The organism is Delftia sp. ASV31 (assembly GCF_016428765.1).
GTDB classification, from domain to species: Bacteria; Pseudomonadota; Gammaproteobacteria; order Burkholderiales; family Burkholderiaceae_C; genus Comamonas; species Comamonas acidovorans.
Map to the genome: position 1 here is coordinate 13,460 of NZ_JAELTK010000062.1, position 24,132 is coordinate 37,591.

General features: G+C 67.5%; 23 protein-coding genes and 1 riboswitch. Of the genes, 13 read left to right on the forward strand and 10 right to left on the reverse strand.

The window, feature by feature from the left end; genetic code table 11:
• Nucleotides 1-14: 14 nt before the first annotated feature.
• Nucleotides 15-593, reverse strand: a complete 579-nt coding sequence (locus JHD82_RS20305; protein WP_233174820.1) for a TIGR02281 family clan AA aspartic protease — start codon at nucleotides 591-593, stop codon at nucleotides 15-17.
• Nucleotides 594-730: 137 nt separating this feature from the next.
• Between JHD82_RS20305 and JHD82_RS20310 the strand changes: the two genes are divergently transcribed.
• Nucleotides 731-1,501, forward strand: a complete 771-nt coding sequence (locus JHD82_RS20310; RefSeq protein ID WP_199138407.1) for a DsbA family protein — start codon at nucleotides 731-733, stop codon at nucleotides 1,499-1,501.
• Between the two features lie 98 nt (nucleotides 1,502-1,599).
• A riboswitch (cyclic di-GMP riboswitch) is annotated at nucleotides 1,600-1,695 on the forward strand.
• A 98-nt stretch (nucleotides 1,696-1,793) separates the two neighbouring features.
• On the forward strand, nucleotides 1,794-4,163 hold the full coding sequence (locus JHD82_RS20315) for a S53 family peptidase (protein WP_233174821.1): 2,370 nt from the start codon (nucleotides 1,794-1,796) through the stop codon (nucleotides 4,161-4,163).
• 48 nt (nucleotides 4,164-4,211) lie between these two features.
• Here JHD82_RS20315 and icd read toward each other — a convergent pair whose 3' ends face one another.
• Nucleotides 4,212-5,474: an NADP-dependent isocitrate dehydrogenase gene (icd, locus tag JHD82_RS20320; RefSeq protein WP_012205489.1), complete on the reverse strand. Its 1,263-nt coding sequence runs from the start codon at nucleotides 5,472-5,474 to the stop codon at nucleotides 4,212-4,214.
• Nucleotides 5,475-5,683: 209 nt separating this feature from the next.
• Between icd and JHD82_RS20325 the strand changes: the two genes are divergently transcribed.
• The 7 genes from JHD82_RS20325 to JHD82_RS20355 all read left to right on the forward strand — a co-directional run bounded on the left by JHD82_RS20325 (nucleotide 5,684) and on the right by JHD82_RS20355 (nucleotide 12,128).
• Nucleotides 5,684-5,905: a hypothetical protein gene (locus JHD82_RS20325; protein ID WP_012205488.1), complete on the forward strand. Its 222-nt coding sequence runs from the start codon at nucleotides 5,684-5,686 to the stop codon at nucleotides 5,903-5,905.
• A 215-nt stretch (nucleotides 5,906-6,120) separates the two neighbouring features.
• Nucleotides 6,121-6,573 carry a DUF192 domain-containing protein gene (locus JHD82_RS20330; RefSeq protein ID WP_233174823.1) on the forward strand — a complete coding sequence of 151 codons (453 nt, stop codon included), beginning with the start codon at nucleotides 6,121-6,123 and terminating at the stop codon, nucleotides 6,571-6,573.
• Nucleotides 6,574-6,582: 9 nt separating this feature from the next.
• Nucleotides 6,583-6,954 (forward strand): DUF2946 family protein, encoded by a 372-nt coding sequence (locus tag JHD82_RS20335; protein WP_199138411.1) that lies wholly within the window; start codon nucleotides 6,583-6,585, stop codon nucleotides 6,952-6,954.
• Between the two features lie 122 nt (nucleotides 6,955-7,076).
• The gene (locus JHD82_RS20340; RefSeq protein ID WP_199138423.1) at nucleotides 7,077-9,284 is read left to right on the forward strand and encodes a TonB-dependent siderophore receptor; all 2,208 of its coding nucleotides are present in this window, start codon (nucleotides 7,077-7,079) and stop codon (nucleotides 9,282-9,284) included.
• A 14-nt stretch (nucleotides 9,285-9,298) separates the two neighbouring features.
• Nucleotides 9,299-10,831, forward strand: coding sequence for a PepSY domain-containing protein (locus tag JHD82_RS20345; RefSeq protein WP_199138412.1), 1,533 nt, complete (start codon nucleotides 9,299-9,301; stop codon nucleotides 10,829-10,831).
• 23 nt (nucleotides 10,832-10,854) lie between these two features.
• The gene (locus tag JHD82_RS20350; RefSeq protein ID WP_012205483.1) at nucleotides 10,855-11,346 is read left to right on the forward strand and encodes a MarR family winged helix-turn-helix transcriptional regulator; all 492 of its coding nucleotides are present in this window, start codon (nucleotides 10,855-10,857) and stop codon (nucleotides 11,344-11,346) included.
• Nucleotides 11,343-12,128, forward strand: a complete 786-nt coding sequence (locus JHD82_RS20355) for a DNA alkylation repair protein (RefSeq protein ID WP_199138413.1) — start codon at nucleotides 11,343-11,345, stop codon at nucleotides 12,126-12,128. Before JHD82_RS20350 ends, JHD82_RS20355 begins: the two co-directional genes overlap by 4 nt.
• On the opposite strand, the gene fur is transcribed toward JHD82_RS20355, so the two are convergent.
• The 6 genes from fur to JHD82_RS20385 all read right to left on the reverse strand — a co-directional run bounded on the left by fur (nucleotide 12,115) and on the right by JHD82_RS20385 (nucleotide 15,955).
• Nucleotides 12,115-12,564 carry a ferric iron uptake transcriptional regulator gene (gene fur, locus JHD82_RS20360; protein WP_199138414.1) on the reverse strand — a complete coding sequence of 150 codons (450 nt, stop codon included), beginning with the start codon at nucleotides 12,562-12,564 and terminating at the stop codon, nucleotides 12,115-12,117. The genes JHD82_RS20355 and fur overlap by 14 nt on opposite strands.
• Nucleotides 12,565-12,581: 17 nt before the next feature.
• Entirely contained in the window at nucleotides 12,582-13,142 is a 561-nt protein-coding gene (locus JHD82_RS20365; RefSeq protein WP_013802514.1) for a carbonate dehydratase, read from the reverse strand.
• On the reverse strand, nucleotides 13,139-13,288 hold the full coding sequence (gene ykgO / locus JHD82_RS20370) for a type B 50S ribosomal protein L36 (protein WP_013802515.1): 150 nt from the start codon (nucleotides 13,286-13,288) through the stop codon (nucleotides 13,139-13,141). The genes JHD82_RS20365 and ykgO overlap by 4 nt, the downstream gene beginning before the upstream one ends.
• A 44-nt stretch (nucleotides 13,289-13,332) precedes the next feature.
• Nucleotides 13,333-14,223 carry a GTP cyclohydrolase FolE2 gene (gene folE2 / locus JHD82_RS20375; protein WP_199138415.1) on the reverse strand — a complete coding sequence of 297 codons (891 nt, stop codon included), beginning with the start codon at nucleotides 14,221-14,223 and terminating at the stop codon, nucleotides 13,333-13,335.
• Nucleotides 14,224-14,269: 46 nt separating this feature from the next.
• Nucleotides 14,270-15,490 (reverse strand): zinc metallochaperone GTPase ZigA, encoded by a 1,221-nt coding sequence (gene zigA / locus JHD82_RS20380; protein ID WP_199138417.1) that lies wholly within the window; start codon nucleotides 15,488-15,490, stop codon nucleotides 14,270-14,272.
• A gap of 66 nt (nucleotides 15,491-15,556) precedes the next feature.
• Complete coding sequence (locus JHD82_RS20385) at nucleotides 15,557-15,955, reverse strand: Fur family transcriptional regulator (protein ID WP_013802518.1); 399 nt, start codon at nucleotides 15,953-15,955, stop codon at nucleotides 15,557-15,559.
• Nucleotides 15,956-16,308: 353 nt separating this feature from the next.
• On the opposite strand from JHD82_RS20385, the gene JHD82_RS20390 reads away from it, so the two are divergent.
• On the forward strand, nucleotides 16,309-16,518 hold the full coding sequence (locus JHD82_RS20390; protein WP_012205475.1) for a hypothetical protein: 210 nt from the start codon (nucleotides 16,309-16,311) through the stop codon (nucleotides 16,516-16,518).
• 121 nt (nucleotides 16,519-16,639) lie between these two features.
• Nucleotides 16,640-16,987: an RNA-binding protein gene (locus JHD82_RS20395; protein WP_065346435.1), complete on the forward strand. Its 348-nt coding sequence runs from the start codon at nucleotides 16,640-16,642 to the stop codon at nucleotides 16,985-16,987.
• Nucleotides 16,988-17,141: 154 nt separating this feature from the next.
• Here the strand turns inward: JHD82_RS20395 and JHD82_RS20400 are convergent, their stop codons facing one another.
• Nucleotides 17,142-19,376, reverse strand: coding sequence for an NADP-dependent isocitrate dehydrogenase (locus JHD82_RS20400; protein WP_013802520.1), 2,235 nt, complete (start codon nucleotides 19,374-19,376; stop codon nucleotides 17,142-17,144).
• Nucleotides 19,377-19,714: 338 nt separating this feature from the next.
• Nucleotides 19,715-20,665: a helix-turn-helix domain-containing protein gene (locus tag JHD82_RS20405; protein ID WP_199138432.1), complete on the reverse strand. Its 951-nt coding sequence runs from the start codon at nucleotides 20,663-20,665 to the stop codon at nucleotides 19,715-19,717.
• A gap of 102 nt (nucleotides 20,666-20,767) precedes the next feature.
• Here JHD82_RS20405 and JHD82_RS20410 point away from each other — a divergent pair, with 102 nt between their 5' ends.
• Together JHD82_RS20410 and JHD82_RS20415 are read left to right on the forward strand one after the other, a co-directional pair.
• Nucleotides 20,768-22,267, forward strand: a complete 1,500-nt coding sequence (locus JHD82_RS20410; RefSeq protein WP_199138430.1) for a cytochrome P450 — start codon at nucleotides 20,768-20,770, stop codon at nucleotides 22,265-22,267.
• A 112-nt stretch (nucleotides 22,268-22,379) separates the two neighbouring features.
• Nucleotides 22,380-23,789 (forward strand): GntP family permease, encoded by a 1,410-nt coding sequence (locus tag JHD82_RS20415; RefSeq protein WP_199138419.1) that lies wholly within the window; start codon nucleotides 22,380-22,382, stop codon nucleotides 23,787-23,789.
• Nucleotides 23,790-24,132: the final 343 nt, after the last annotated feature.

The following is a 24,132-nucleotide window of genomic DNA, read 5'->3' on the forward strand; positions in this document are numbered from 1 at the left end:
AGCTAGTTATGTACTTACTGCTTGGGCGAAGACCCGCTGCCGCGCGGATGGATCAGCATGCGGTCGCCGCGTATTTCCACATCGAACTGGCGCAGGAAGTTCTGGCCCAGCAGCGCATCCCTGTCCGTGCTGCCGGTATAGCCTGTGCCCACGCGCAGGCCGCTGACCACCAGGGAGGCCACGCGCACCTGCTCGGCCACCACCATGCGGCCGTCGCGCTCGCCATTGGCGGTGCGAAAGCGCACGGGCTCGCCGCCGTCCAGGCCTGCGCGCTCGGCCAGCGGCTCGGTCACGCCGACCATGCTGGCGCCCGTGTCCACCAGGAACATGACGGGTTGCCCGTTGACGGCCCCTTCCACGCGGAAATGCCCGTCGCGGTCACGCGCAATGGCCACCGTGCCATCGGCCTGCACCTTGACGCCGGCCGGCTTCAGGTACATCTGCATGGCCCAGTACAGCACGCCCATGACCAGCAGCCAGAACAGCAGAAAACCCAGCATGCCGCGCCGGGCGACGGACTGGACGCTGGGCTCGGCGGCCGGGGCGGAGGCAGCGGACGGATCGGACGGAGGCGGCGTGGATTTGAGGCGCATGGCAATGCAGACGGGATCGGCGATGGCAGCACGGTGGCTGCACGGCGGCAGTCGCCCATTCTGCCTGCGGCCCTGCCCCGTCACGGGCAAGCCAATAGCCGCTACAGTGGGCGCCTTCATCACAGCCCGCTTCTGCCATGACCACGACCGCGCAGCCGCCCTTTGTCCTCCACTACATCTTCGACCCGCTGTGCGGCTGGTGCTATGCCGCCGCGCCCCTGGTCAAGGCCGCGCGCAACGTGCCCGGCGTCACGCTGCAATGGCATGGCGGCGGCATGCTCACGGGCGCCCATACCCGCACCATCACAGCCGACTGGCGCGGCCACGTGATGCCGCACGACCAGCGCATTGCCGAGATGACGGGCCAGCCCTTCGGCCCTGCCTACTTCGACGGCCTGCTCAACGACCTGGGCGCCGTGCTGGACTCCGAGCCGCCCACCACGGCGCTGCTGGCCGCCGAGGAACTGGCGGGCCGGGGCCTGGACATGCTGGCGCGCCAGCAGCAGGCCCACTACGTGGAAGGCCGACGCATCAGCGATCCGGCCGTGCTGCTGGAACTGGCCCGGGACCTGGGCCTGGACGTGGCGGCCTTCACCGACGCCTTCCAGCGCCTTTCGGGTGCCGCCACCCAGGCCCATATCGCCCAGGCGCGCGAATGGCTGGAACTGGCACAGGGCCAGGGTTTCCCGACCTTCGCGCTGGAGTTCGACCACCCCGAGGCAGAGCAGCCGGGCCAGCGCGCCATACAGCGCATCGACATCGGACCCTGGCTGGGAGATGCACAGGGCTGGGCAACGCAGCTGGGCGAGTGGGTCGCACAGGTGTCGGCACTTCAGGGTGAATCAGCTACCCCCACCGACGCGCCCGGATGTGATGCAGACGGATGCGCCCTGCCCGGGCACGGCTGAGGAACCAAATCGCTTGCTGGATCTGCGTGCAGGTTACGCATCAAAATTGGCATATTTGATAAAACATAATTTGATAAAAATATTAAATTTACCTACAATTTGCGCACCAGCACACCCGTACGAAAGGCGGGGTCGCAAAGCCTCCGGTCTACCCCCGCCCTTTGACGGGCGGGCATGACAGCGGGGTTGCCAGGTGCCGTCATTCCTGCCGGTCCCTGCATGCGACTTCGCCAAGGGCCGTGCATGGCCACACTTGACGGAGATCAGCATGGCACCCTGCCGCACGATTCGCTTGAACCTTTTCCTCGCACCACCGCGCTGGTGGGCCATCACGGCGCTGTGCGCAGCAGCCCTTTCAGCCTGCGGAGGGGGAAGCGATACGGCAGCCCCCTCCCAAGCGGTGGCCGGCCCGCTGGCCTCCGGCACGACGACCCTCGAGAACCTCGTGGTGCTGGACGACACCGTAGGCTCGGCCGTAGCGCAGCCGCAGTTCCACATTGCCCCGGTATTTGTGGAGCCGCCACAGGGGCCGGGCGTCGCAGTTGCAGGCGACGGGACGCAGCTGCCGCCTGTGGCCAGCATCCTGCCGCCTCAGACCAGATCGCTGTCCACCCGCAGGCTCACCCCTGATGAATTGCTGGCGGCCCAGCGCGGACAGCCGTCCATGGAGATCACCTCCCAGCAGGGCACGCCCACCCCCTTGGCCTCTGGCTCCATCGTGACCTATACCCCGGCGCAGGTACGAGCAGCCTATGGCTTTCCCGGGCTGGCACCGTACGGCAGCCCGCTCACACCGGCGCAGGCAGCGCAGATGGGCGCAGGTCAGACCATCTACGTCGTCAATGCCTACCACAACCCCAACGTCGCGACCGAACTGGCCACCTTCAACCAGCGCTTCGGCCTGCCCAACTGTACTGGCCGCGTATTGGCGCCCGCTGCCCCGCTGCCCATGCCCGCGGCGTCCTCGACAGGCTGCGAGCTGCTGGTCGCGTACAGCGACACGTCGGGCCAGTTGGCGGCACGCGCACCGGCCTACAACGCGGGCTGGGCCACCGAGATCGCGCTGGATGTGCAGTGGTCGCACGCCATTGCACCGCTTGCACGCATCGTGCTGATCGAGGCACCTGACGCATCGACCAACAGCCTGCTGCGTGCCGTGCAACTGGCCAATGCCATGGGCCCTGGTGTACTTTCCATGAGCTTCGGCACGGCCGAGGGCAGCTGGACCACCTCCGTGGACTCCGTGTTCGGCGCCAGCCAGATGACCTACCTGGCTGCCACCGGCGACTGGGGCGCGGGCGTGTTGTGGCCTTCAGTCTCCTCCAAGGTGCTCGCCGTGGGAGGCACTTCGCTGAGCTACTCCGGAGCAGGCAGCCGATCTGAGGTGGCCTGGTCGGGCACGGGAGGCGGCATCAGCGCCTATGTACCCGCATCGGCCTACCAACAAAGCGGCGTGCCGGGCGTGGGCGGGCTGAGTCGCCGCACCGTGGCCGACGTGGCAATGAACGCGGATCCGTCCACCGGGCACTATCTGGCCGTCATCCCCTCGGGCGGCACGGCCGTGCAGTGGGTCAGCGCAGGCGGCACCAGCCTGTCTTCCCCGATGTGGGCTGGACTGGTCGCCGTAGCCAACGCCATGCGAGCCCAATCTGCGCTGGCGCCTCTGGGCAGCACCCAACCCATGCTGTACGGCAAAGTGGCAGCAACACCCACCAGCTACGCCAGGGCATTCGCCGACATCACCAGCGGCTCGCATGGCAGTTGCGCCACCTGTTCTGCGCGTGCAGGCTTTGACGAACTCACCGGCCTTGGCACGCCCAATGCCACGGATCTGCTCAGCGCACTGGGCGCCGCCACACCCGCTGCGGTGGCACCGGTCGTGGCTGCGGCCACCATTTCGGGCGATGCCGGCAAGGCCCTGAGCTTCACCGTGTCGGCCACAGGCAGCAACCCGCTGAGCTACAGCCTGGCAAGCGCACCAGCGGGAATGGCGGTCGCAGCCGCGACGGGAATCGTCACCTGGACAGCCCCCGTGGCGGGAAGCTACGCCATCACGGCCCGGGCCACGGACACGAAAACAGGCCTGACCGGGCAGGCGGCCTATACGGTCAGGATCGCACCGCCCCAGCCTCCCGTGGTCACCGGAGCCAGCATCAGCGGTACGGCCAACGTGGCGCTGTCGTTCAGCGCCGCCGCAACCGCGCCCCACCCCGTCAGCTACAGCCTGGTCTCCGCGCCCTCCGGCATGGTCATCAGCACCACCGGCCTGGTGAGCTGGCCCAAGCCCGTGGCAGGTAACTACAGCGTTACGGTGGTGGCCCGGGACACGGCGACCGGACTGAGCGGCAGCGCCGTCTTCACGGTGAAGGTGGCCCCCGCCGGTACAGCAGGCGCCGACCTGGCCATCACCGCCGCCGCCGTGCAGGGCAAGGCAGGCGTCCCCCTGTCCGCAACGATCAGCGTGTCGGCGCCTGGCGCGACCTCCGTGTCAGTGTCCCTCTCCGGCGTGCCGCTGGGCATGGTGTTCACGGCCCAGGGCTCCGCGATCAGCATGCGGTGGCCCCAGCCGGTGGCCGGCAGCTATGCGCTGCTGGTGGTGGCACGTGATTCCCTGGGCCGCAGCGCCCAGGCAACGATGCCCGTCACAATCACGGCGCCTTGAGTTCGGCGCGGCCACGCGGGGCGGATCGCCGCGCCGTGGCTGCGCAGTTCAATCCATCTTGGAGATCATCACCTCGCCAAAGCCGGAGCACGACACCTGGGTGGCGCCGTCCATCAGGCGGGCGAAGTCGTAGGTCACCTGCTTGCTCTGGATGGCCTTTTCCAGCGCGCTGATGACCAGGTCGGCCGCCTCGCGCCAGCCCATGTGGCGCAGCATCATCTCGGCCGAGAGGATTTCGGAGCCCGGGTTCACATAGTCCTTGCCCGCGTACTTGGGGGCCGTGCCGTGCGTGGCCTCGAAGCAGGCCACGGAGTCGGACATGTTGGCGCCGGGCGCAATGCCGATGCCGCCGACCTGGGCCGCCAGCGCGTCCGAGATGTAATCGCCGTTGAGGTTGAGCGTGGCCACCACCGAGTACTCGGCCGGGCGCAGCAGGATCTGCTGCAGGAAGGCGTCGGCAATCGAGTCCTTGATGACGATGTCGCGGCCCGTGCGCGGGTTCTTGAACTTGAGCCAGGGTCCGCCGTCGATGGGCTGGGCGCCGAACTCGCGCGCGGCCAGCGCGTAGCCCCAGTCGCGGAAGCCCCCTTCGGTGAACTTCATGATGTTGCCCTTGTGGACCAGGGTCACGCTGGGCTTGTCATTGTCGATGGCGTACTGGATGGCCTTGCGCACCAGGCGCTCCGTGCCCTCGATGGACACGGGCTTGACGCCGATGCCCGAGGTCTCGGGGAAGCGGATCTTCTTGACGCCCATTTCCTTGACCAGGAAGTCGATGAGCTTCTTGGCGTTGTCGCTGCGCGCCTCGTACTCGATGCCCGCGTAGATGTCCTCGGAGTTCTCGCGGAAGATGACCATGTTGGTCTTCTCGGGCTCCTTCAGCGGCGAGGGCACGCCCTTGAAGTACTGCACGGGGCGCAGGCAGACGTAGAGGTCCAGCTCCTGGCGCAGCGCCACGTTCAGCGAGCGGATGCCGCCGCCCACGGGCGTGGTCAGCGGGCCCTTGATGGAGACCACGTACTCGCGCAGGGCCTGCATGGTTTCCTCGGGCAGCCAGACATCGGGGCCGTAGATGCGCGTGGATTTCTCGCCCGCGAAGACCTCCATCCACTGGATCTTGCGCTTGCCGCCATAGGCCCTGGCCACGGCGGCATCCACCACCTTGATCATCACGGGCGTGATGTCCACGCCGGTGCCGTCGCCTTCAATGAAAGGAATGATGGGCTGGTCTGGCACGTTCAACGACATGTCGGCGTTGACAGTGATCTTCTGGCCCTCGGCCGGCACCTGGATGTGCTGGAAGCGGTTCATGGGGACGGGTCTCCGTTGGCTGGTGCACGAGGCAAGAGTGAATGCCCGGATCGGGCACGAATTTGGTGCAGAAAATTCTAACGACAATCGGGCCGCCCTCCTGTCAACGGCGATACAGTAAGCGCGTTGAGCATGTGCGGTGCATCAAGAATTTCGCACCGTTGTCTGATTCAACTTGGCTTCTACCGCTTTTCTAGGAAATGGCATATATGAAAAAACTCCTCGCTGTCCTGATCGCCGGTTCGTTTGCCGCAGGCGCCTTCGCACAGGCCGCCGCAGCACCCGAAGCGCCGATGTCGGCTCCCACGGCCGCTTCCGCAGCGGCTCCCGCTCACACAGCCAAGAAGGCCAAGGTCGCCAAGAGCGGCAAGCACTCCGGCAAGAAGCACGCCAAGCGCTCCACGAAGAAGGCACACAAGGCCGTGGCCTGATCCATGCCCCGGGATGCCAGCCGGCATCCCCTCAAAAAAAGCCCGCAAGTCAGCAATGCCCTGCGGGCTTTTTGCCGCCCGCCCGGCCATGATGGCCGGGCCAGGCCGATTTTTGCGTCCAGCCACGCGCCCACTGCGACAGAATGTGCAAGATGACGAAGCCTTCGACACCCCTCCACACATCCCTTTCCCGCCGCGCGCTGCAGCGGTTGCTCATGGCCGCCTGCCTGGCTGGCGCCGCCGTATCGGCAGGCGCACAGCCCCAGGGCAGCCCCCAGATGAATCTGCGCCGCGTGGAGTTGACGGCCGGTTTCCACCGCATCGATGCCCAGGTGGCCGCCTCGGACCGCGAGCGCGCCATCGGCCTGATGTTCCGCCAGGAAATGCCCCAGCAGGAGGGCATGATCTTCGTCTTCGAGGTGCCCGCCGTGCAGTGCTTCTGGATGCGCAACACCCTGCTGCCGCTGACCGCCGCCTTCGTGGCCGATGACGGCACCATCGTGAACCTGGCCGACATGAAGCCCATGACCGAGGACTCGCACTGCTCGGCCAAGCCCGTGCGCTATGTGCTGGAGATGAACCAGGGCTGGTTCGCCAAGCGCGGCCTGAAGGCTGGCGTCAAGCTGGGCGGCAGTCTGTTCACACCGACGCCAGCCCCCAAGCCATAATCACGCCCCATGCAAGCGCTTCGCTCCTCGTTCTGGCTCACCCGGCTGATATTGGCCTGGTTTGCCGTGACGCTGGGCGTTGCCGTGGCCTCGCCCCTGGTCCATCCCCAGGGATTCGAGCTGGTCTGCACGGCCAGCGGCGACGTCAAGCTGGTGGCGCTGGGCGACAGCGCAGCCCCAGGCATGGGACACCACCAGCTTGACTGCCCCATGTGCCTGCCCGCCGGCGCACCGCCGCCGGCCCTGCCGACGATGGCGGTGCCCCACCAGCAACCGCTGGCCCACGCGCTGCTGCCGCTGGTGGCGGCGCACATTGCCTCCGTCACACGCGCGCCGCTGCCGGCGCGCGGCCCTCCCCCGCTGACTGCCGTGTTCTCTTGAATCGCCGCCGGGCCTGCTGATGCGCGCCCGGCCCGCCTGTGCCGCGCCTGTGGCCCAGGACTGCGCCGCATGCGCGGTGCAAGACCCGGAGTCAGTTCGTGAATTCTTCCCCTTTCCCCGCGATGGCGGCGCCGGTGCGCGCGTCCACGCACGCCTTTCGTCTCCATCCCCTTGCCACGGCGCTGTGCTGCGCGCTGGGCGCCGCATGGACGCCTGCCGCGCACGCGCAGGCCCTGGCCGAGGCGGCACTGCCCGCCGTCGAAGTCTCCGACCAGGCCACGGCCGACGCCAACGGACTGCTGCCGCTGAACAAGACCGTGGGCACGGCCAGCCGCCTGGGCCTGACGGCGCGCGAGACACCGGCCTCGGTGCACATCGTGGATCGCGCCGCCATCGAGGCGCGTGGCGCCCAGGACACGCAGGAGATCCTGCGCTCCATTCCGGGCGTCACGGCCTACAGCCCGCCCGGCAACATCGGCATCAGCTACCGGGGCTTCGGCACGGGGTCGGTCAGCCAGCTGTTCAACGGCATCAACCTGCAGTACTCCATTGCGGCACGGCCCGTGGACAGCTGGATCTACGACCGGGTGGAGGCCATTGGCGGTGCCTCCGGCTTTCTCTACGGCGCAGGCGGCGTGGGCGGCACGCTGAACTACATCACCAAGCTGGCCCAGCGCGACAGCTTCACCGAAGGCCAGCTGCGTCTGGGCAGCTACGGGCTCAAGGAAGCCTCCGTCGGGCTGAACCGCCGCCTGGGCAATGCCACCGACAGCCAGGGCACCACCCATTACCTGCGCCTGGACCTCAACCACCGCGATGCCGGCAGCTGGGTGGGCGGCACGCAGTCGCGCTCCACGCAGCTGGCGGCCTCGCTGCTGTCCGACCTGGGTGGCGGCCTGACGCACACCCTGGCCTACGAAGCCCAGCATGAGCGGGTGGACCGCCCCTACTGGGGCACGCCGCTGCTCAACCCGCTGCGCGGCCAGGCGCGCATTGACGAGGCCACCCTCGGCAAGAACTACAACAGCGCCGACGGCCTGTACGCCCAGCGCGTGCAGTGGCTGCGCTCCATCACCGAATGGCGGGCCAGCGACCGGCTCAAGCTGAGCAACACCTTCTACGCCTATGACGCGCTGCGCGACTACCGCAACGTGGAGACCTACCGCTTCACGCCCGACAACAGCGCGGTGGTGCGCTCGGCCGCGCTGCTGCAGCGACATGACCAGCGCATGGTGGGCGACCGCATCGAAGGCAGCTACCTGGGCGAGCTGGCCGGCCGGCGCAGCGAATGGGCCTTTGGGCTGGATGTGAGCGTGAACCGGCAGACGCGCTTTCCGAACAGCCTGTCTGGCACGGTGAGCACGGTCAATCCCTACGATTTCACGACGGAGAACTTCTACGACATTCCCGGCATGGCACCCGGCTTCAGGCCCGACCGCGACAACAAGGTCACCACCACCGCCCTGTACCTGGAAAACCGCACGGCCCTCACCCCGGCCCTGCACCTGCTGACCGCCCTGCGCCATGAACGCATCGAGGTGGACCTGACCAACCGGCGCGATGTAACGCCCGCGCTGCCCGCCAGCTACAGCCGCAGCTACAGCCCGACGACCGGGCGCGTGGGCCTGGTCTGGGATGCCACGCCCGAGGCCAATCTCTACGCGCAGTTCTCCACGGCGGCCGATCCGCCGTCGGGCATGCTGATGGGCGCCTCGTTTGCCGACGCCATCAACAACACCGGGCTGACCACGGGCCGCCAGGTGGAGGCGGGCAGCAAGCTGTCGTTCTGGCAGGGCAAGGGAACGGCGGCGCTGGCGGTCTATCACATCACGCGCCGCAACATCTCCACCCAGGACCCGCAGGACAGCACGCGCACGGTGCTGGTGGGCCAGCAGTCCTCGCGCGGGGTGGAGCTGTCCATGGGCCTGGCGCCCACGCCGCGCTGGTCGGTCCAGGGCAACTGGAGCCATGTGGACGCGCGCTATGACAACTACCAGCAAGGCGGCGTGTCCCTGGCGGGCAAGCGGCCCACGAACACGCCCGCCAGCGTGCTCAACCTCTGGACCAGCTACCGCATCACGCCGGCCCTGGAGGTCAACGCCGGGCTGCGCCGCGTGGGCGGTATCTATGCCGATGCGGCCAACACCCTGTCCTGGCCTGCCTACACGCTGCTGGACCTGGGCCTGAGCTACCGCATCGACCCGCGCATGACCGTGGTTGCACGGCTGCGCAATGCCACGGACCGCGTCTACGCCGCCAGCCTGACCAGCACCATGGCCTACCTGGGGGCGCCGCGCACGGCCGATATCACGCTGCGCGTGGCGTTCTGAGCGAGGGCCGCGCCATGCGCCTTCACCTCAAACGCTGGCTGTTCCTGCTGCACCGCTGGCTGGGCATTGCCGTGTGCCTGTTCTTTGCGCTGTGGTTTGTCTCGGGCATGGTGATGATGTACGTGGGCTACCCCAAGCTCACCGAGGCCGAACGGCTGCGCCACCTGCCCCCGCTCGATGGCAACGCCGCCCTGCTCGCGCCCGCCGAGGCGCTGCGCGAGGCCGGCATCGACGGCCCGCTCAAGGACCTGCGCCTGCATGCCGGCAGCGCCGGCCGTGCCAGCTACCTGGCCACGCCCGAGGGGCGGCGCCAGCCCGTGGCCATTGATGCGGCCAGCGGCCATGTGCTGCCCGCCACCAGCGAGGCGCAGGCCCTGGCCAGTGCCCGTGCCTTCGCGGGGGACGGCACGGGCCTGCACTACCTGGGCACGGTGGATGAGGATGCCTTCAGCCACTCGCGCGCGCTGGACATCCACCGCCCCCTGCACCGCGTGCAGATGGACGATGCCCAGGGCACGCTGCTCTACATCTCCGGCCGCACGGCCGAGGTGGTGCGCGATGCCACGCGCACCGAGCGCGGCTGGAACTACCTGGGCGCCTGGCTGCACTGGCTGTACATGTTCCGGGGCAATGCCTTTGACGGCGCCTGGGCCGACATCGTCAACGTGCTGTCGCTGGTCGGCATTGCCGTGGCCATCACCGGCAGCGTGGTCGGGGTGATGCGCTGGCGGTTCAGGCAGCCCTACCGCAGCGGCCGGCGCACGCCTTACCCGGGCCGCGCCATGCGCTGGCACCATGTGGCGGGCCTGCTGTTCGCGCTGACCACGCTGGCCTGGATCTTCAGCGGCCTGATGTCCATGAACCCCTGGCGCCTGTTCGACACGGGCACGCCGCCACTGCACATGGCCCGGTGGCAGCAGGGCCCTCTGCGCCTGACAGGGGGCGACGCCACGCCGCAGTCGCTGATCGCCGCAGCGGGCGGCCCCGTGCGCGAACTGCGCTGGCTGCGCACCGCAGGCCGCACCGAAGTGCTGGCCCAGCCCGCAGCCGGCACGCCCCTGGTGCTGGACAGCGCCAGCGCCGCGCCCGTGGCCCATTCGCGCGAGGCCCTGCTGGACCGGGCGGCCGTGCTGGTCGACGCACCCGTGCTGCGCAGCGAATGGCTGACCGCGCACGACCTGTACTGGTACGAGCGCGCCGAGCACACCATGATGGGTGGCCATGACAAGCCCCTGCCCGTGCTGCGCGTGGTCTTTGGCGATGCTGCGGCCAGCTGGGTGCACATCGACCCGCACACGGGCCAGGTGCTGGGCCGGCTGGATGGCACCCAGCGCCTCAAGCGCTGGCTGTTCGCCATGCTGCACAGCTGGGACTGGCTGCCGCTGCTGCAGCGCCGGCCGCTGTGGGATGCGCTGCTGCTGGCCTTCAGCCTGGGCGGCCTGCTGATGAGCGCCACGGGCGTGCTCATAGGCGTGCGCAGGCTGCGCCGCAGGCGCAGTCATCGCGCACAGGCATCTGCTTGCCTGGAGGCGCAGCCACATGGTTAGCCACCATACTGTATGCTTGCCGCATGCAACTCGAACAGAAATACCAGGCCCTGCTGGCCGAGGCCGAGCGCCGCAAGCTGGACGACGTGGACAGCATGCGGCTGTGCTTCCAGACCCTGTCGCTGGCTGCGCGCATCGACCGTGACTGCGCCGCGCTGCTGGCGCCCCATGGCCTGTCCGAAGGGCGCTTCGTGCTGCTGTTCCTGCTGGAATCCGCCAGCGAAGGGCTGGCGCCCAACCACCTGGCCGAGCAGGCCGGCATCACCCGCGCCACCGTGACGGGCCTGCTGGACGGCCTGGAGCGCGAGGCCCTGGCCGAGCGCCTGCCCGACCCGGCCGACCGCCGCGCGCTGCGCGTGCAGCTCACCGCCAAGGGGCGCCAGCTGGCGCGCAAGCTGTTTGCCCGGCACAGCCAATGGATCGCCGGCCTGTTTTCCAACCTGTCGCCCGCCGAACGCGGCCAGTTGGGAAAGCTGCTGGCCAAGGCCGCCGCAGGCGTGGAGGCCAGCGCATGACGGCGCCCGCCCCCCGGCGCAAGGGCGCCAACCGCACGGTCGATATCACTCCAGAACTGCTGCAGGCCCTGTCCCTGGGCGAGATCGAGACCGCCACGCTGACCGAAAGCCTGGCCGTGGACCAGGCCCGGCTGCTGCAGGCCGTCTTTCCCGACGCGTGGCCGCAACTGGAGGACACGGCGCAGGCGCTGGGCCAGCTTGGCATTCTCAAGCGCATGGAGTGCATTGGCGGCCTGCTGTGGCAGGCGCTGGGCCAGGCCGGCTGGCAGCGCTGCCTCACGCACCGCTCTGACACGGTGCGCGGCTGGGCCTGCTTCATGGCCGGTGCGCAGCCGGGCCTGACCCTGAGCCAGCGCCTGGAGCTGCTGCAGCCGCTGGCCGATGACTCGCATTTCGGCGTGCGTGAATGGTCGTGGATGGGCGTGCGCCCGCATCTGGCCAGCGATCTGCCGCAGGCCGTGGCCGAGTTGTCCCGGTGGACAAGGCGGCCCTCCGACCGCCTGCGCCGCTTCGCCAGCGAGGCCCTGCGGCCGCGCGGCGTCTGGTGCAGCCATATCGCGGCGCTCAAGCAGCACCCGGAGATCGCCCTGCCCCTTTTGCAGCGGCTGCGCGCCGATGCCTCGCCCTATGTGCAGGACTCGGTGGCCAACTGGCTCAACGACGCGGCCAAGAGCCGGCCCGACTGGGTGCGCGCCCTGTGCGCGCAATGGCTCGAGGAATCGCCCGTGCCCGCCACGCGCCGCATCTGCGAGCGTGCGCAGCGCAGCCTCAAGGAGAGGTAGCCTCCGGCCGGCCCGCCAGCCGCTCGCAGTCGGGCTTGATGCAGCGCCCGTAGAGGATGTGCGAGTGCTCCACGATGGCAAAGCCATGCGAGCGCGCCAGCAGCTTCTGGCGCTGTTCGATCACCGCATCGTGGAACTCCTGCACCAGGCCGCAGCGTGTGCAGATCAGGTGGTCATGGTGCTCGCCGTCGTCGAGTTCATAGACCGCCTTGCCCGCCGCAAAGCGCTGCTGGCGCAGCATGCCGGCCTGCTCCAGCTGCGCCAGCACGCGGTAGACCGTGGCCAGGCTGGTGCCCCGGCCCTGGTCATGCAGCTGGCGGTAGACCTCCTCCGCCGCCAGATGCCGCTGGTCCCCGTGGCGAAAGATGTCCAGTACCCACAGCCGCGCCAGCGTGGCCTTCAGCCCCAGGTTCTTGAGGTCAGCGGAATCGGACATGCAGCCCTCCCGGCCGGTCAGAACTCATTGTGGATGGCCTTGTAGCCGCGCACCAATTCGTTGTTGGTGCGGACCACGTCCTCGGAGAAATCGCTGGCGTCGGCGGGCACCTGGGCCAGCGTGGACAGGTCGGTCTCCGGGCCTATGCGCGCAGTGGACGGCACATAGAAGCCTGGCGGCAGGTGGCATCCATCGACCACGGCGTTGTAGCGCACCACGCAGCCGTCATCGACCACGCAGTTGAACAGCACGCTGTTGAAGCCGATGAACACGCCATTGCCCACGGTGCAGGGCCCGTGGACGATGGCGCGATGGGCGATCGAGGTGTGCTGCCCCACGCTGACGCGCGCGCCGGACTTGGAGTGGATCACCACCCCGTCCTGGATGTTGGAGTGGGCACCAATCACGATGGGGTCGATGTGGCCGTCCGCATCCATCTCGTCGGCACGGATCACCGCATAGGGGCCGATGAAGACGTTCTCTTCCACGACCACCAGTCCGCACAGGATGGCCGTGGGGTCCACGAAGGCGCTGGCATGGATGCGCGGCAGGTCGCCGCGCGGGTTCTTGCGGATCATCCCTTGCGCCTGTTCTTTGCGCCGCCCTGGCGGGCCTTGAAGCGCGGGTTGCTCTTGCAGATGACGTAGATGCGGCCGCGCCGGCGCACCACCTGGCAGTCTCGGTGGCGCAGCTTGGCTTCCTTGAGGGACGAGAGAACTTGCATGGAAAACTCCTTGGGTTGCAGAGAAACGGGTGCCGGCTCGCCGCTCATGCCCAGGCCACGGCATCGTGCGGATGCAGGCTCTCCATGTGGCGCACATGCACGCGCGGCCGGGCGTAGATGCCTTCCAGCGCGGCCTGTATGCGGCGCGCCGCATCCTCGACAAACATCAGGTTGCGGCCGTTGAGCGCGGCAAAGGCCTGCTCGTCGGCGCGCTTGACGGCGGTCTGCACGGGCGTGCCCAGCGCCTGCTCCACGCGGGCGATCAGGGGCAGGATGCCCAGGTCGGGCGCATCACAGCCCAGGTCCACGCTGACCTGGGCCTCGCTGCGCTGGCTGTGTGCCGTGGCCAGAGTGCCATACCGGCGCAGCCAGGAGGCCACCTGGTCCGGCTCCACCAGTGGCTCGCCCGCAAAGGCCTGCAAAAAGCCATGCTCCAGCAACTGGCGCGACAGTGCCGCCGAGCACGGGCAGGTCGAGGAATAGCCCACGCCCACCTGCAGCCGCAGCTGGAACACGCCCTGCGCCAGCGTGGCGTCCAGGCGCACGGGATAGGACTTCCAGCCCGACAGATCGTGGGTGACCAGGGCGGGCCGCTGGGCCAGCAGGTCCAGCGACAGGCGCATCCGGGCGCTGCGGCTTTGGCAGTCGAGGTGGCTGTCGATCATGGCCTGCAGCGCATGGCGCAGCGCCAGGGCAGACAGCGCGGATTCCTCGGCCAGGCTGTCCAGTTGCCGGTACAGCCGGGACATGTGTATGCCCTTGACATGGGCCGCAGGAAGATCGACCTGCACATCGGCACGCGCATGCAGCTCGCGCCAGTAGCCTGGCTCGGCCACGGTCACGGGCAGGTCTATGCCCTGCATGCCCACCCATTGCAGCGGGCTGAGGCTGGGCGCGGGATCGGTCAGGGAAACATCGGGAAGAGGTGCAGGCATTCGGGGCTCCAGTGGCCGCGCCGACCCAGGCCGGCGCGGTATTCGTTCAATTCCAGTCGGGAAACGGGTTGTCCCATTGCACCCAGGTCTGCGGGCCCAGGGCCATTTCTGCATCGGTCAGCAGGCACTCGTCCAGGCGGGCGCGCAGCGCGTCCTCGTCCATGCCCATGCCGATCAGCACCAGTTCCTGGCGCGCGTCGCCCACGCCATCGACCCATTTGTCCAGGATGCGCTCCACGCTTTCGGGGTCGCGCGGCCAGCGCTCGGCCTCCACGGCGGCCCACCAGTGGCCGGCCGGCCCATGGCGCGCCACGGCGCCGGCCTGCGACCAGGAGCCGGCCAGCGCCGGATGGCTGGCCAGCCAGAAAAATCCCTTGGAGCGCACTACTCCCGGCCATTCGCTTTGCACCAGGCCGAAGAAGCGCCGGGGATGAAAGGGGCGACGGGCGCGGTAGACAAAGCTGGCAACGCCATAGGCCTCCGTCTCGGGCTGGTGCGTGCCACGCAATTGCTGCAGCCAGCCAGGCGCCCTGGAGGCCTCCTCGAAATCGAACAGCCCGGTATCGAGCACGCGATCCAGCGGCAACTGGCCGAAGGAGGCGATCTCCAGCCTGGCACGCGGGTTGAGCCCGCTCAGGATGGCCATCAGCCGCGTGCAGTCCTCCTCGGTGACCAGGTCGATCTTGTTGAGCACGATCACATCGCAGAACTCCACCTGCTCGATCAGCAGATCGACCACGGTGCGGCGGTCCTCCTCGCCCAGCGATTCACCGCGCGAGCGCAGGCTGTCGCGCGAGCCATAGTCGTGCAGGAAGTTGAAGGCATCGACCACGGTCACCATGGTGTCCAGCCGCGCCACATCGCCCAGGCTGCGCCCGTCCTCGCCCGCGAAGGTGAAGGTCTCGGCCACCGGCAGCGGCTCGGAGATGCCCGTGGACTCGATGACCAGCTGGTCGAAGCGGCCCTCGCCCGCCAGCCGCGCCACCTCCAGCAGCAGGTCCTCGCGCAGCGTGCAGCAGATGCAGCCATTGCTCATCTCCACCAGCTTTTCGTCGGTGCGCGACAGGCCGGCGCCGCCATCGCGCACCAGGGCCGCGTCGATGTTGACCTCGGACATGTCATTGACGATGACGGCCACGCGCCGCCCTTCGCGGTTGTGCAGGATGTGGTTGAGCAAGGTGGTCTTGCCCGCGCCCAGAAAACCCGACAGCACGGTCACAGGCAATCGGGCATGCGGCGGCTGAACCGGCGCTACGGTATGCATCATGGAATCTCTCGAACAGGGACAGGGATCGCGCGGCGGGCACTGCGGCCGCATGCGCAGGAAGGGGTCTCAGGCGGGGAGCGCGGTGCAGGCGGAGCACTTGCCATGCAGCTCGATGTTCGAATGGGCCAGCGCAAACGCATGGCCATGCGCCCAGCTGCCCAGGCAGCGGTTGAGCGCGTCGTCCACGAACTCATCGACCTGGCCGCAGCTGTCGCAGATCGCAAAGGCCGAGAAATCATGGCTGCCCTCGTCCGGATGCGAGCAGCAGACATAGGCATTCAGCGACTCCAGGCGATGGACCACGCCCTGCTCGGCCAGCTTGTCCAGCGCGCGGTAGACCTGGGTAGGGGCCGTCAAACCGTGGTCCCGCAACTGGTCGAGCAGCGCGTAGGCCGTCAGCGGCGCGCCGGCCTGGCGCAGCGTGTCGAGCACGCGTTGTTGCTTGGTGGTCAGGGAGTGGGACATGGTGGTTTCCTGGTCAAAAAGGGCGGGCAGCGACCTTGCCCTGCATCAAAACAGTTACGTTATAACATAACAAAATCGGCGACCACGCACTGTTTTACAATTAAAAAGAATATTAAGTTGCGCTTAAATACACAACAGGATATAGTCAGCTCCGTTGTTGAGGCCAAGCGCTTAAGCCGCCCACTTCCCTTCCCTGCACAACGGCTGTCCGCCGCTCCCCGCAGGATGTCTCTTGCGACCTTTGTCGCACAGTTGGTCTGTAGAGCTGCAGCCAACCGAGTTCCCAGATGCTCACGCAGGCCTGTTCAAGGCTGCGAACCTGACTGAACCACATTTCAAACACCGGCATTCCCATGGGCAAGTACGTCGTCTCGCCCTCGACACACCCGACCGACTGCGGCCGCTTCCGCGCCTCCTTCGCGGTCCATCGCTCCCAAGGCAACGGCAGCTACTGCCGCGTATTCCGTTTCGACAAGGCGTTCGCCTCCCGCGAAGCAGCACGGCTGTTTGCTGTCACCCAGGGCTGGCTCCAGACCTGCATGCAGCACCCGCCTGCCTGCTGACGGCCTGCCTGCCCGGCTGCCTGTCGCCTTCCCACCCATTCACCGCCGCGGATTGCACAGTCCGCCGCATGCATGCCAACGGTGCGCCCTTTTGCGCACATCCAATCGAAGAGGTTTTCCTATGACCACCAAAATCTACGTGGGCAATCTGCCCTACTCCGTGACCGACTCCAGCCTGGAAAGCAACTTTGCCGAGTTCGGCAACGTGGCCTCCGCCAAGGTCATGATGGACCGCGAAACCGGCCGCTCCAAGGGCTTCGGCTTTGTGGAAATGGCTTCTGCCGAAGTCGCCCAGGCCGCCATCACCGGCCTGCACGGCATGTCCGTGGACGGACGCTCGATCGTCGTGAACCTGGCCCGTCCCCGTGAAGAAGGCCGCAGCTCCGGTGGTTACAGCCCGCAGGGTTACGCCGGCAAGCGTGCGGACGTCGGCTACGGCAATGGCGGCCACGGCGGCGGTCGCTACTGATCACGGCGCAGCTTCCAAAAACCGGCTCTCTGGGCCGGTTTTTTTTCGCCTGCGGTTTTCTTTCCTGCCGTTGCAGGCATGAAAAAACCGGCCGCCCTTGCGGGTCGGCCGGTCATGGCTGAAGCATGCCGGGGCCAGGCCCCGGCACAGTGGCTTACAGCAGCGCGTCGATGGCTGCGTTGAACGTGGCGCTGGGGCGCATCACGGCATCCATCTTGGCCACGTCGGGCATGTAGTAGCCACCGATGTCCACGGCCTTGCCCTGCACGGCGCGCAGCTCTTCGATGATCTTGGACTCGTTGTCGGCCAGTTGCTTGGCCAGCGAAGCGAACTTGGAGGCCAGTTCGGCATCTTCCGTCTGCGCCGCCAGGGCCTGTGCCCAGTACAGGGCGATGTAGAACTGGCTGCCACGGTTGTCCAGCTCGCCGGTGCGGCGCGAAGGCGACTTGTCTTCGTCCAGCAGCTTGCCCGTGGCTTCATCCAGGGTCTTGGCCAGCAGCTTGGCGCGGGCGTTGTCGTTCTTGATGCCCAGGTCTTCCAGTGACACGGCCAGTGCCAGGAACTCGCCCAGCGAATCCCAGCGCAGGTGGTTTTCCTCCACCAGCTGCTGCACGTGCTTGGGAGCCGAGCCGCCGGCGCCCGTTTCGTACATGCCGCCGCCGGCCATCAGGGGCACGATGGACAGCATCTTGGCCGAGGTGCCCAGTTCCATGATGGGGAACAGGTCGGTCAGGTAGTCGCGCAGGATGTTGCCGGTCACCGAGATGGTGTCCAGGCCGCGGGCCACGCGCTCCAGCGTGTAGCGCATGGCGCGGACCTGAGACAGGATGTGGATTTCCAGGCCCGTGGTGTCGTAGTCCTTGAGGTAGGTGTTGACCTTCTTGATCAGCTCGGCCTCGTGCGGACGATAGGGGTCCAGCCAGAACACGGCAGGCATGCCGGAGTTGCGGGCACGCGTGACGGCCAGCTTGACCCAGTCGCGGATGGGAGCGTCCTTGACCTGGCACATGCGCCAGATGTCGCCCTGCTCCACGTTCTGGCTCATCAGCACTTCGCCGGTGGCCAGATCGACGATGTTGGCAACGCCGTCTTCCTCGATCTCGAAGGTCTTGTCGTGCGAGCCGTACTCTTCGGCCTTTTGCGCCATCAGGCCCACGTTGGGCACGGTGCCCATGGTCTTGGGGTCGAAGTTGCCGTGCCACTTGCAGAAGTTGATCATCTCCTGGTAGATGCGGGCAAAGGTGGACTCAGGCATCACGGCCTTGCAGTCGTAGGGCTTGCCGTCGGCGCCCCACATCTTGCCGCCCTGGCGGATCATGGCGGGCATGGACGCGTCAACGATCACGTCGTTGGGCGAGTGGAAGTTGGTGATGCCCTTGGCCGAGTCCACCATGGCCAGCGCGGGACGGTGTTCCTGGCAGGCGTGCAGGTCACGGATGATCTCTTCGCGCAGCGAGGCGGGCAGCGTCTCGATCTTCTCGTACAGCGTGGACATGCCGTTGTTGACGTTCACGCCCAGCTCGTCGAACAGCTTGCCGTGCTTCTCGAAGGCTTCCTTGTAGTAGATCCTCACGCAGTGGCCGAACACGATGGGGTGCGAGACCTTCATCATCGTGGCCTTGACGTGCAGCGAGAACAGGATGCCGGCGTCGCGGCAGTCGTCCAGTTCCTTTTCATAGAAGTCGCACAGCGCCTTCTTGCTCATGAACATGGAGTCGATGATCTCGCCAGCCTTCAGGGCCACCTTGGACTTGAGCACCACGGTCTTGCCGCTCTTGGTGGTCAGCTCCATCTTGACGTCGCGTGCGGCGTCCAGCGTGATCGACTTTTCGCCGTGGTAGAAGTCGCCGTGCTCCATGTGCGAGACATGGGTTTGCGACCACTGCTTCCACTCGCCCATGGAGTGGGGGTGCTTCTTGGCGTAGTTCTTGACGGCGGCAGGAGCGCGGCGGTCGGAGTTGCCCTCGCGCAGCACGGGGTTCACGGCCGAGCCCAGGCACTTGCCGTAGCGTGCCTTGATGTCCTTTTCCTGGTCGTTGGTCGGATTCTCGGGGTAGTCGGGCAGTGCGTAGCCCTTGCCCTGCAGCTCCTTGATGGCAGCCGTCAGCTGGGCCACGGAGGCGCTGATGTTGGGCAGCTTGATGATGTTGACATCGGGCTCCAGCGTCTTCTTGCCGAGCTCGGACAAGGTGTGGGCCACGCGCTGGTCTTCGGCCAGGAATTCGGAGAACTCACCCAGGATGCGGTGGGCCACGGAGATGTCGGCGGTCTCGACATTCACGCCGACGGGTGCGGCAAAGGCGCGTACCACAGGCAGGAAGGCACTGGTGGCAAGGCGCGGAGCCTCATCGGTCAGGGTGTAGATGATGGTGGGTTGCTGCGTGCTCATCTCTTGTCTCAGGTAGTGAAAAGGTAGGGGTCGCGCCGCAGGCCGTCGAACCGGGCATCCGCTAGGGGAAACGGGGCCGGTGCAGCCTGAGGCAGTAGGACCGTCACGCAATGCCCCGTCGCGCCAGCATGCTGCCCCGGCGTTTTCTGCAATGCGATCCCACAATACAAAATTCTAAGCGGAACCCGCCACATTTTTTAAGTCTTGTAGAAGACTTAGGGTTTTACAGCGGCATTCGGGACCTGTTTTCACAGGGAAACGGCTTGCAGCCCCCGCGTTTTCTACCATGCAAAAAATGCTGTAGCGTGACGGACACGCAAGCGGAGCAGACCCCCGGGTCAAACCCAGAGCCGATACATCCAGAACGATTCATCGTGCTCGAAGCGCCGCGCAAACTCCCCCGGCGAAAACCCCGTGATCTGGCGCACGGCGCGGCACATATGGGCCTGGTCGGAGAAGCCCTCGTCCAGCGCCAGCGCGGCCCAGTCCAGCTCCTGTCCCTGTTCATGGCGGCGCCGCGCCGCATGGAACAGGCTTTCCGTGCGCACCATGCCCTGCCACTGCCTCAGGGAGCGGCCGCTGAACTGCTTGATGCGCCGCTCCACCTGGCGCGCGCCCAGCGTTCTTTGCCATTGCAGCGCCTGCATCCCCAGCCAGGCCACCCAGTGGCGCCCATGCTCGCGCAATGAGGGCAGCACCTGCAGGGCGCTCCCCCGGACCTCGCGCCAGCGCGGCGCCAGGTGGCGCTGCAACGCGTCCAGGGTGCCGGCATCGTCCTGCGCATGCAGCAGGGCCTGGCACAGCGCGGACCAGGACGGCCCCAGCACCCCGGATGCCACGACAAAGCCATCCTGCGCCTGCAGCACGCCGGGGCCGAACAGCTGCAGCGCGGCATCCAGGTGCAGGCAGACCATGCCGCCACGGCCCGGCCCGCTGGCCCAGCTGGCCGTCGGCGCTGTCTGGCTGCCCGAGAGCATGACGGATGCCTCAAAGGGCTCGCAGCCCTGCACGCCCACCAGGCCTGCGGCCATGTCCTGGTACCAGGACAGGCAGACCATGGGGGTGGCGGGAAAATGCGACAGCCGCTGCGCATCGTCCAGGACCACGCCCCGCGTATCGCGGCAGACGACGGCCACCACCGCACCATGCAGCCCTGCCGGCGCGGGATACAGCATGGAGTGCGGCTGCCGCCCCTGGCCTGCCCAGCGCGCGGCCCTGGCATGCAGGGGCGGACAGGCAGCAAAGGCACTGGGCGTACAGGCTTCGATTGCGGCTTCGGCTTCGGGCATCACGACGGCATCCATGGAGGCGCAGTGTAGGCCTTGCCGCCCGCCGATCCCGTGACGCTTTCGTTCAAGACCACGGGCGGCGTGACCAGCGAGCATGGGAACATGAACCGCCCGAATTCCACGCAAGATACCTGCACACCGGCGCCGTCGAACGCGGCCTCCTGCCCCTTTGCCACGCAAGCGCCGCAACCCGCGCAACCGGCGCAACCCGAGCAATCCGAGCAGACGGCCTCCACGGCCTGGCCACCCGGCCCGGCACCGGGGCTCATGGGCTGGGGCCTGCTGCGCCGCATGTCGCGCGACCTGCTGGGTACGCTGGCGCAATGGCGCGGCGAGCACGGCGATGCCATCCATCTGCGCATCTGGCCAGAGCACCAGGTCGTCGTCACGGATCCCGAACTGGTGCGCGAGCTGCTGGTGGGCCAGCACGATGCGCTGGTGCGCTGGGAGCACGGCATCTCGGTCTTTGCCCAGCTGCACGGCCACAGCGTGCTGGTCAGCGAAGGCCAGCCCTGGCGCAGCAAGCGGCAGGCCCTGTTGCCGGCCTTCTCCCCCAAGGCCGTGCAGGCCCAGATACCGGCCCTGGCCGCAGCCGCGCAGGCCGCGCTCCAGGCCTGGCCACAGCAGTCCGAGGACTTTCCCATGGAACAGGCGCTGACCGCCCTGGCCATGGATGTGATCATGCGGCTGATGTTCTCCGGCGCCATCGGCGAGGATGCGCGCTCCGCGGAGCAGGCCATCCGCGAAGTCAGCCATGCCGCCAACAGCGAGTTCTACTGGCCCCTGCGCTGGCCCGATGCCATGCCATGGAAGCGCCGCAAGCGCCGGGCGCTTGCCTGGCTGCGCGGCTTCATCGACCGGCAGGTCCGGCTCCGGCTGGCGCAGGCCGATGCAGACTGGCCCGAGGATCTGCTCAGCCGCCTGCTGCGCCTGCACCGGGGCGATGCCCAGGCCTGGACGCTGCAGGCCGTGCGCGATGAGTGCATGACGGCCTTTCTGGCAGGTCACGAAACCGTGGCCAGCAGCCTGACCTGGTGGTCCTGGTGCATGGCCACCCATCCCGAGGCGCAGCAGCAGGTGGCCGACGAGATCCAGGAACAGCTGCAGGGCCGCACGCCCACGGCGCAGGACCTGCCCGCGCTGCGCCAGTTGGGCTGGAGCCTTCAGGAAGCCATGCGCCTGTACCCGGCCGCACCCGTGCTCATCAGCCGGCGTTGCACACGGCCTGTGCAGCTGGGTCCGTGGCGCCTGCCCGCGCGAACCCTGTTCATGATTGCGCCCGGCCTCATGCAACGCGATGCGCGCTGGTTCCCGCAACCCGATGCCTTTCAGCCGCAGCGTTTCGCCGATGCCGACAAGGACGGAGCCCCTGCCGCACCGCGCGGCAGCTGGATGCCCTTTGGCACCGGCCCGCGCGTATGCCTGGGCCAGCACCTGGCCAGCACGGAGATGACGGTGGTGGCGGCCATGGTGCTGCAGCGCCTGCGGCTGAGCGTGCCCGAAGGTGCCAGCGCGCCCCGCCCTGTGCTGCAGGTCACGCTGCGGCCATCCACGCCCCTGAGACTGCGGCTGCAGTCGCGCAGCGGCTCACAGGCCGGGTAAACGTGGCGATATATTGCGCCAAATCATCTACAAAGCACGCCAATTACGCCAAATTGTCACCCATCCGCATTTATTCTGTCTTTTTGACTAGAACCACTGGACTGGAGACGATTTGAGTACCCTGGCAATCGTGATTTCACTGGCGGGACTGATGTTCCTGGCCTACCGAGGCATCTCCGTGCTGCTGCTGGCCCCCCTGATGGCCGCCGTGGCCGTGCTGCTGTCCGGCGACCTGGGCCACATGCTGCCGCTGTACACCAGCACCTTCATGGGCGCCCTGGGCAACTACATGCTGCAGTTCTTCCCCGTGTTCCTGCTGGGCGCGCTGTTCGGCCAGTTGATGGCCGACTCGGGCGCAGCCACCGCGATATCGCACTGGATCATGCGCGTGCTGGGCGAGAAGCACGCCATCCTCACGGTGGTGCTGGCCTGCGCCGTGCTCACCTATGGCGGCGTGTCGCTGTTCGTGGTGGCCTTTGCCATCTATCCGATTGCCAAGTCGCTGTTCCGCGCGGCCCATGTGCCCAAGCGTCTGATACCGCCCACCATCGCGCTGGGCTCGTTCACCTTCACCATGACGGCGCTGCCGGGCACGCCGTCCATCCAGAACGCCATTCCCATTCCCTACTACGGCACCAATGTGTTCGCGGCGCCGGGCCTGGGCATCATCGGCGGCATGACCATGCTGGCCCTGGGCCTGTGGTGGCTGCAGTCGCGCGCGGCCAAGGCGCGCGTGGCCGGCGAAGGCTACGGCGACCATGACGACGCCGTCGAGCAGGGCCTGCATGAAGAAAGCGATCCCGCCCTGCACAGCCGCCGGGACCTGCCGCTGCTGCTGGCCCTGCTGCCGCTGGTGCTGGTGATCGCGGTCAACGCGCTGCTGACCTACGGCGTGTTCCCGCAGATGGATTTCGGCTTTCTGAAGGACCGTTTTCCTGCCGTGGACCCTGCCAAGCAGACGGGCCTGTGGGCGCTGATCCTGGCCCTGGCCGTGGCCTGCGCAGCCCTGGTGCTGCTGGGCCTGGGCCGCTGGCGCAATCTCAAGGAGTCGGTGAACAAGGGCGTGCTGGGCTCCATGCTGCCCATCTTCAACACCGCCTCGGAAGTGGGCTACGGTGCGGTCATCGCGGGGCTGGCGGGCTTTGCCATCATCCGCGAGGCCGTGCTCAACGTGGCGCCACACAACCCGCTGATCTCCGAGGCCGTGGCCATGAACGTGCTGGCCGGCATCACGGGGTCGTCGTCGGGTGGCCTGTCGATTGCCCTGTCCACGCTGGGCAAGGACTACCTGGCCATGGCCGCGCAGCTGGGCATCAGCCCCGAGCTGCTGCACCGCGTGGCCGTGATGGCGGCCGGCTGCTTCGACACCCTGCCGCACAGCGGCGCCATCATCACGCTGCTGTCCATCTGCGGCCTCACGCACCGCCAGTCCTACGGCAACATCGCCATCATGACCATTGGCGCGCCACTGCTGGCCCTGGTGCTGGTGATCACGCTCGGCACCATGTTCGGGTCCTTCTGAGGGACCAGGGCGCAGAGCGCGCGCGGGAAATACCACGGCATCGCGCCCGCCACAACCGGCATATGACGTATATGCGCGGAGCGGGCGCATGGCAACAATGCATGCACGGCGATAAGGCATCGCCCCGATTCATTCCCGCATTACCGACAAGACGACATCCGCTGCCAAAGCTGCCAGCGCCGATGTCGGGCAACAAGGCCCGAACCGCTCCCTGACCCCTGTCTCTTATACACATCTGACGCTGCCAACGAAATGCGAACAAAAAAGGGGGGTTGGGGGGGGGGGGGGGGGGGGGGGGGGGGGGGGGGGGGGGGGGGGGGGGGGGGGGGGGGGGGGGGGGGGG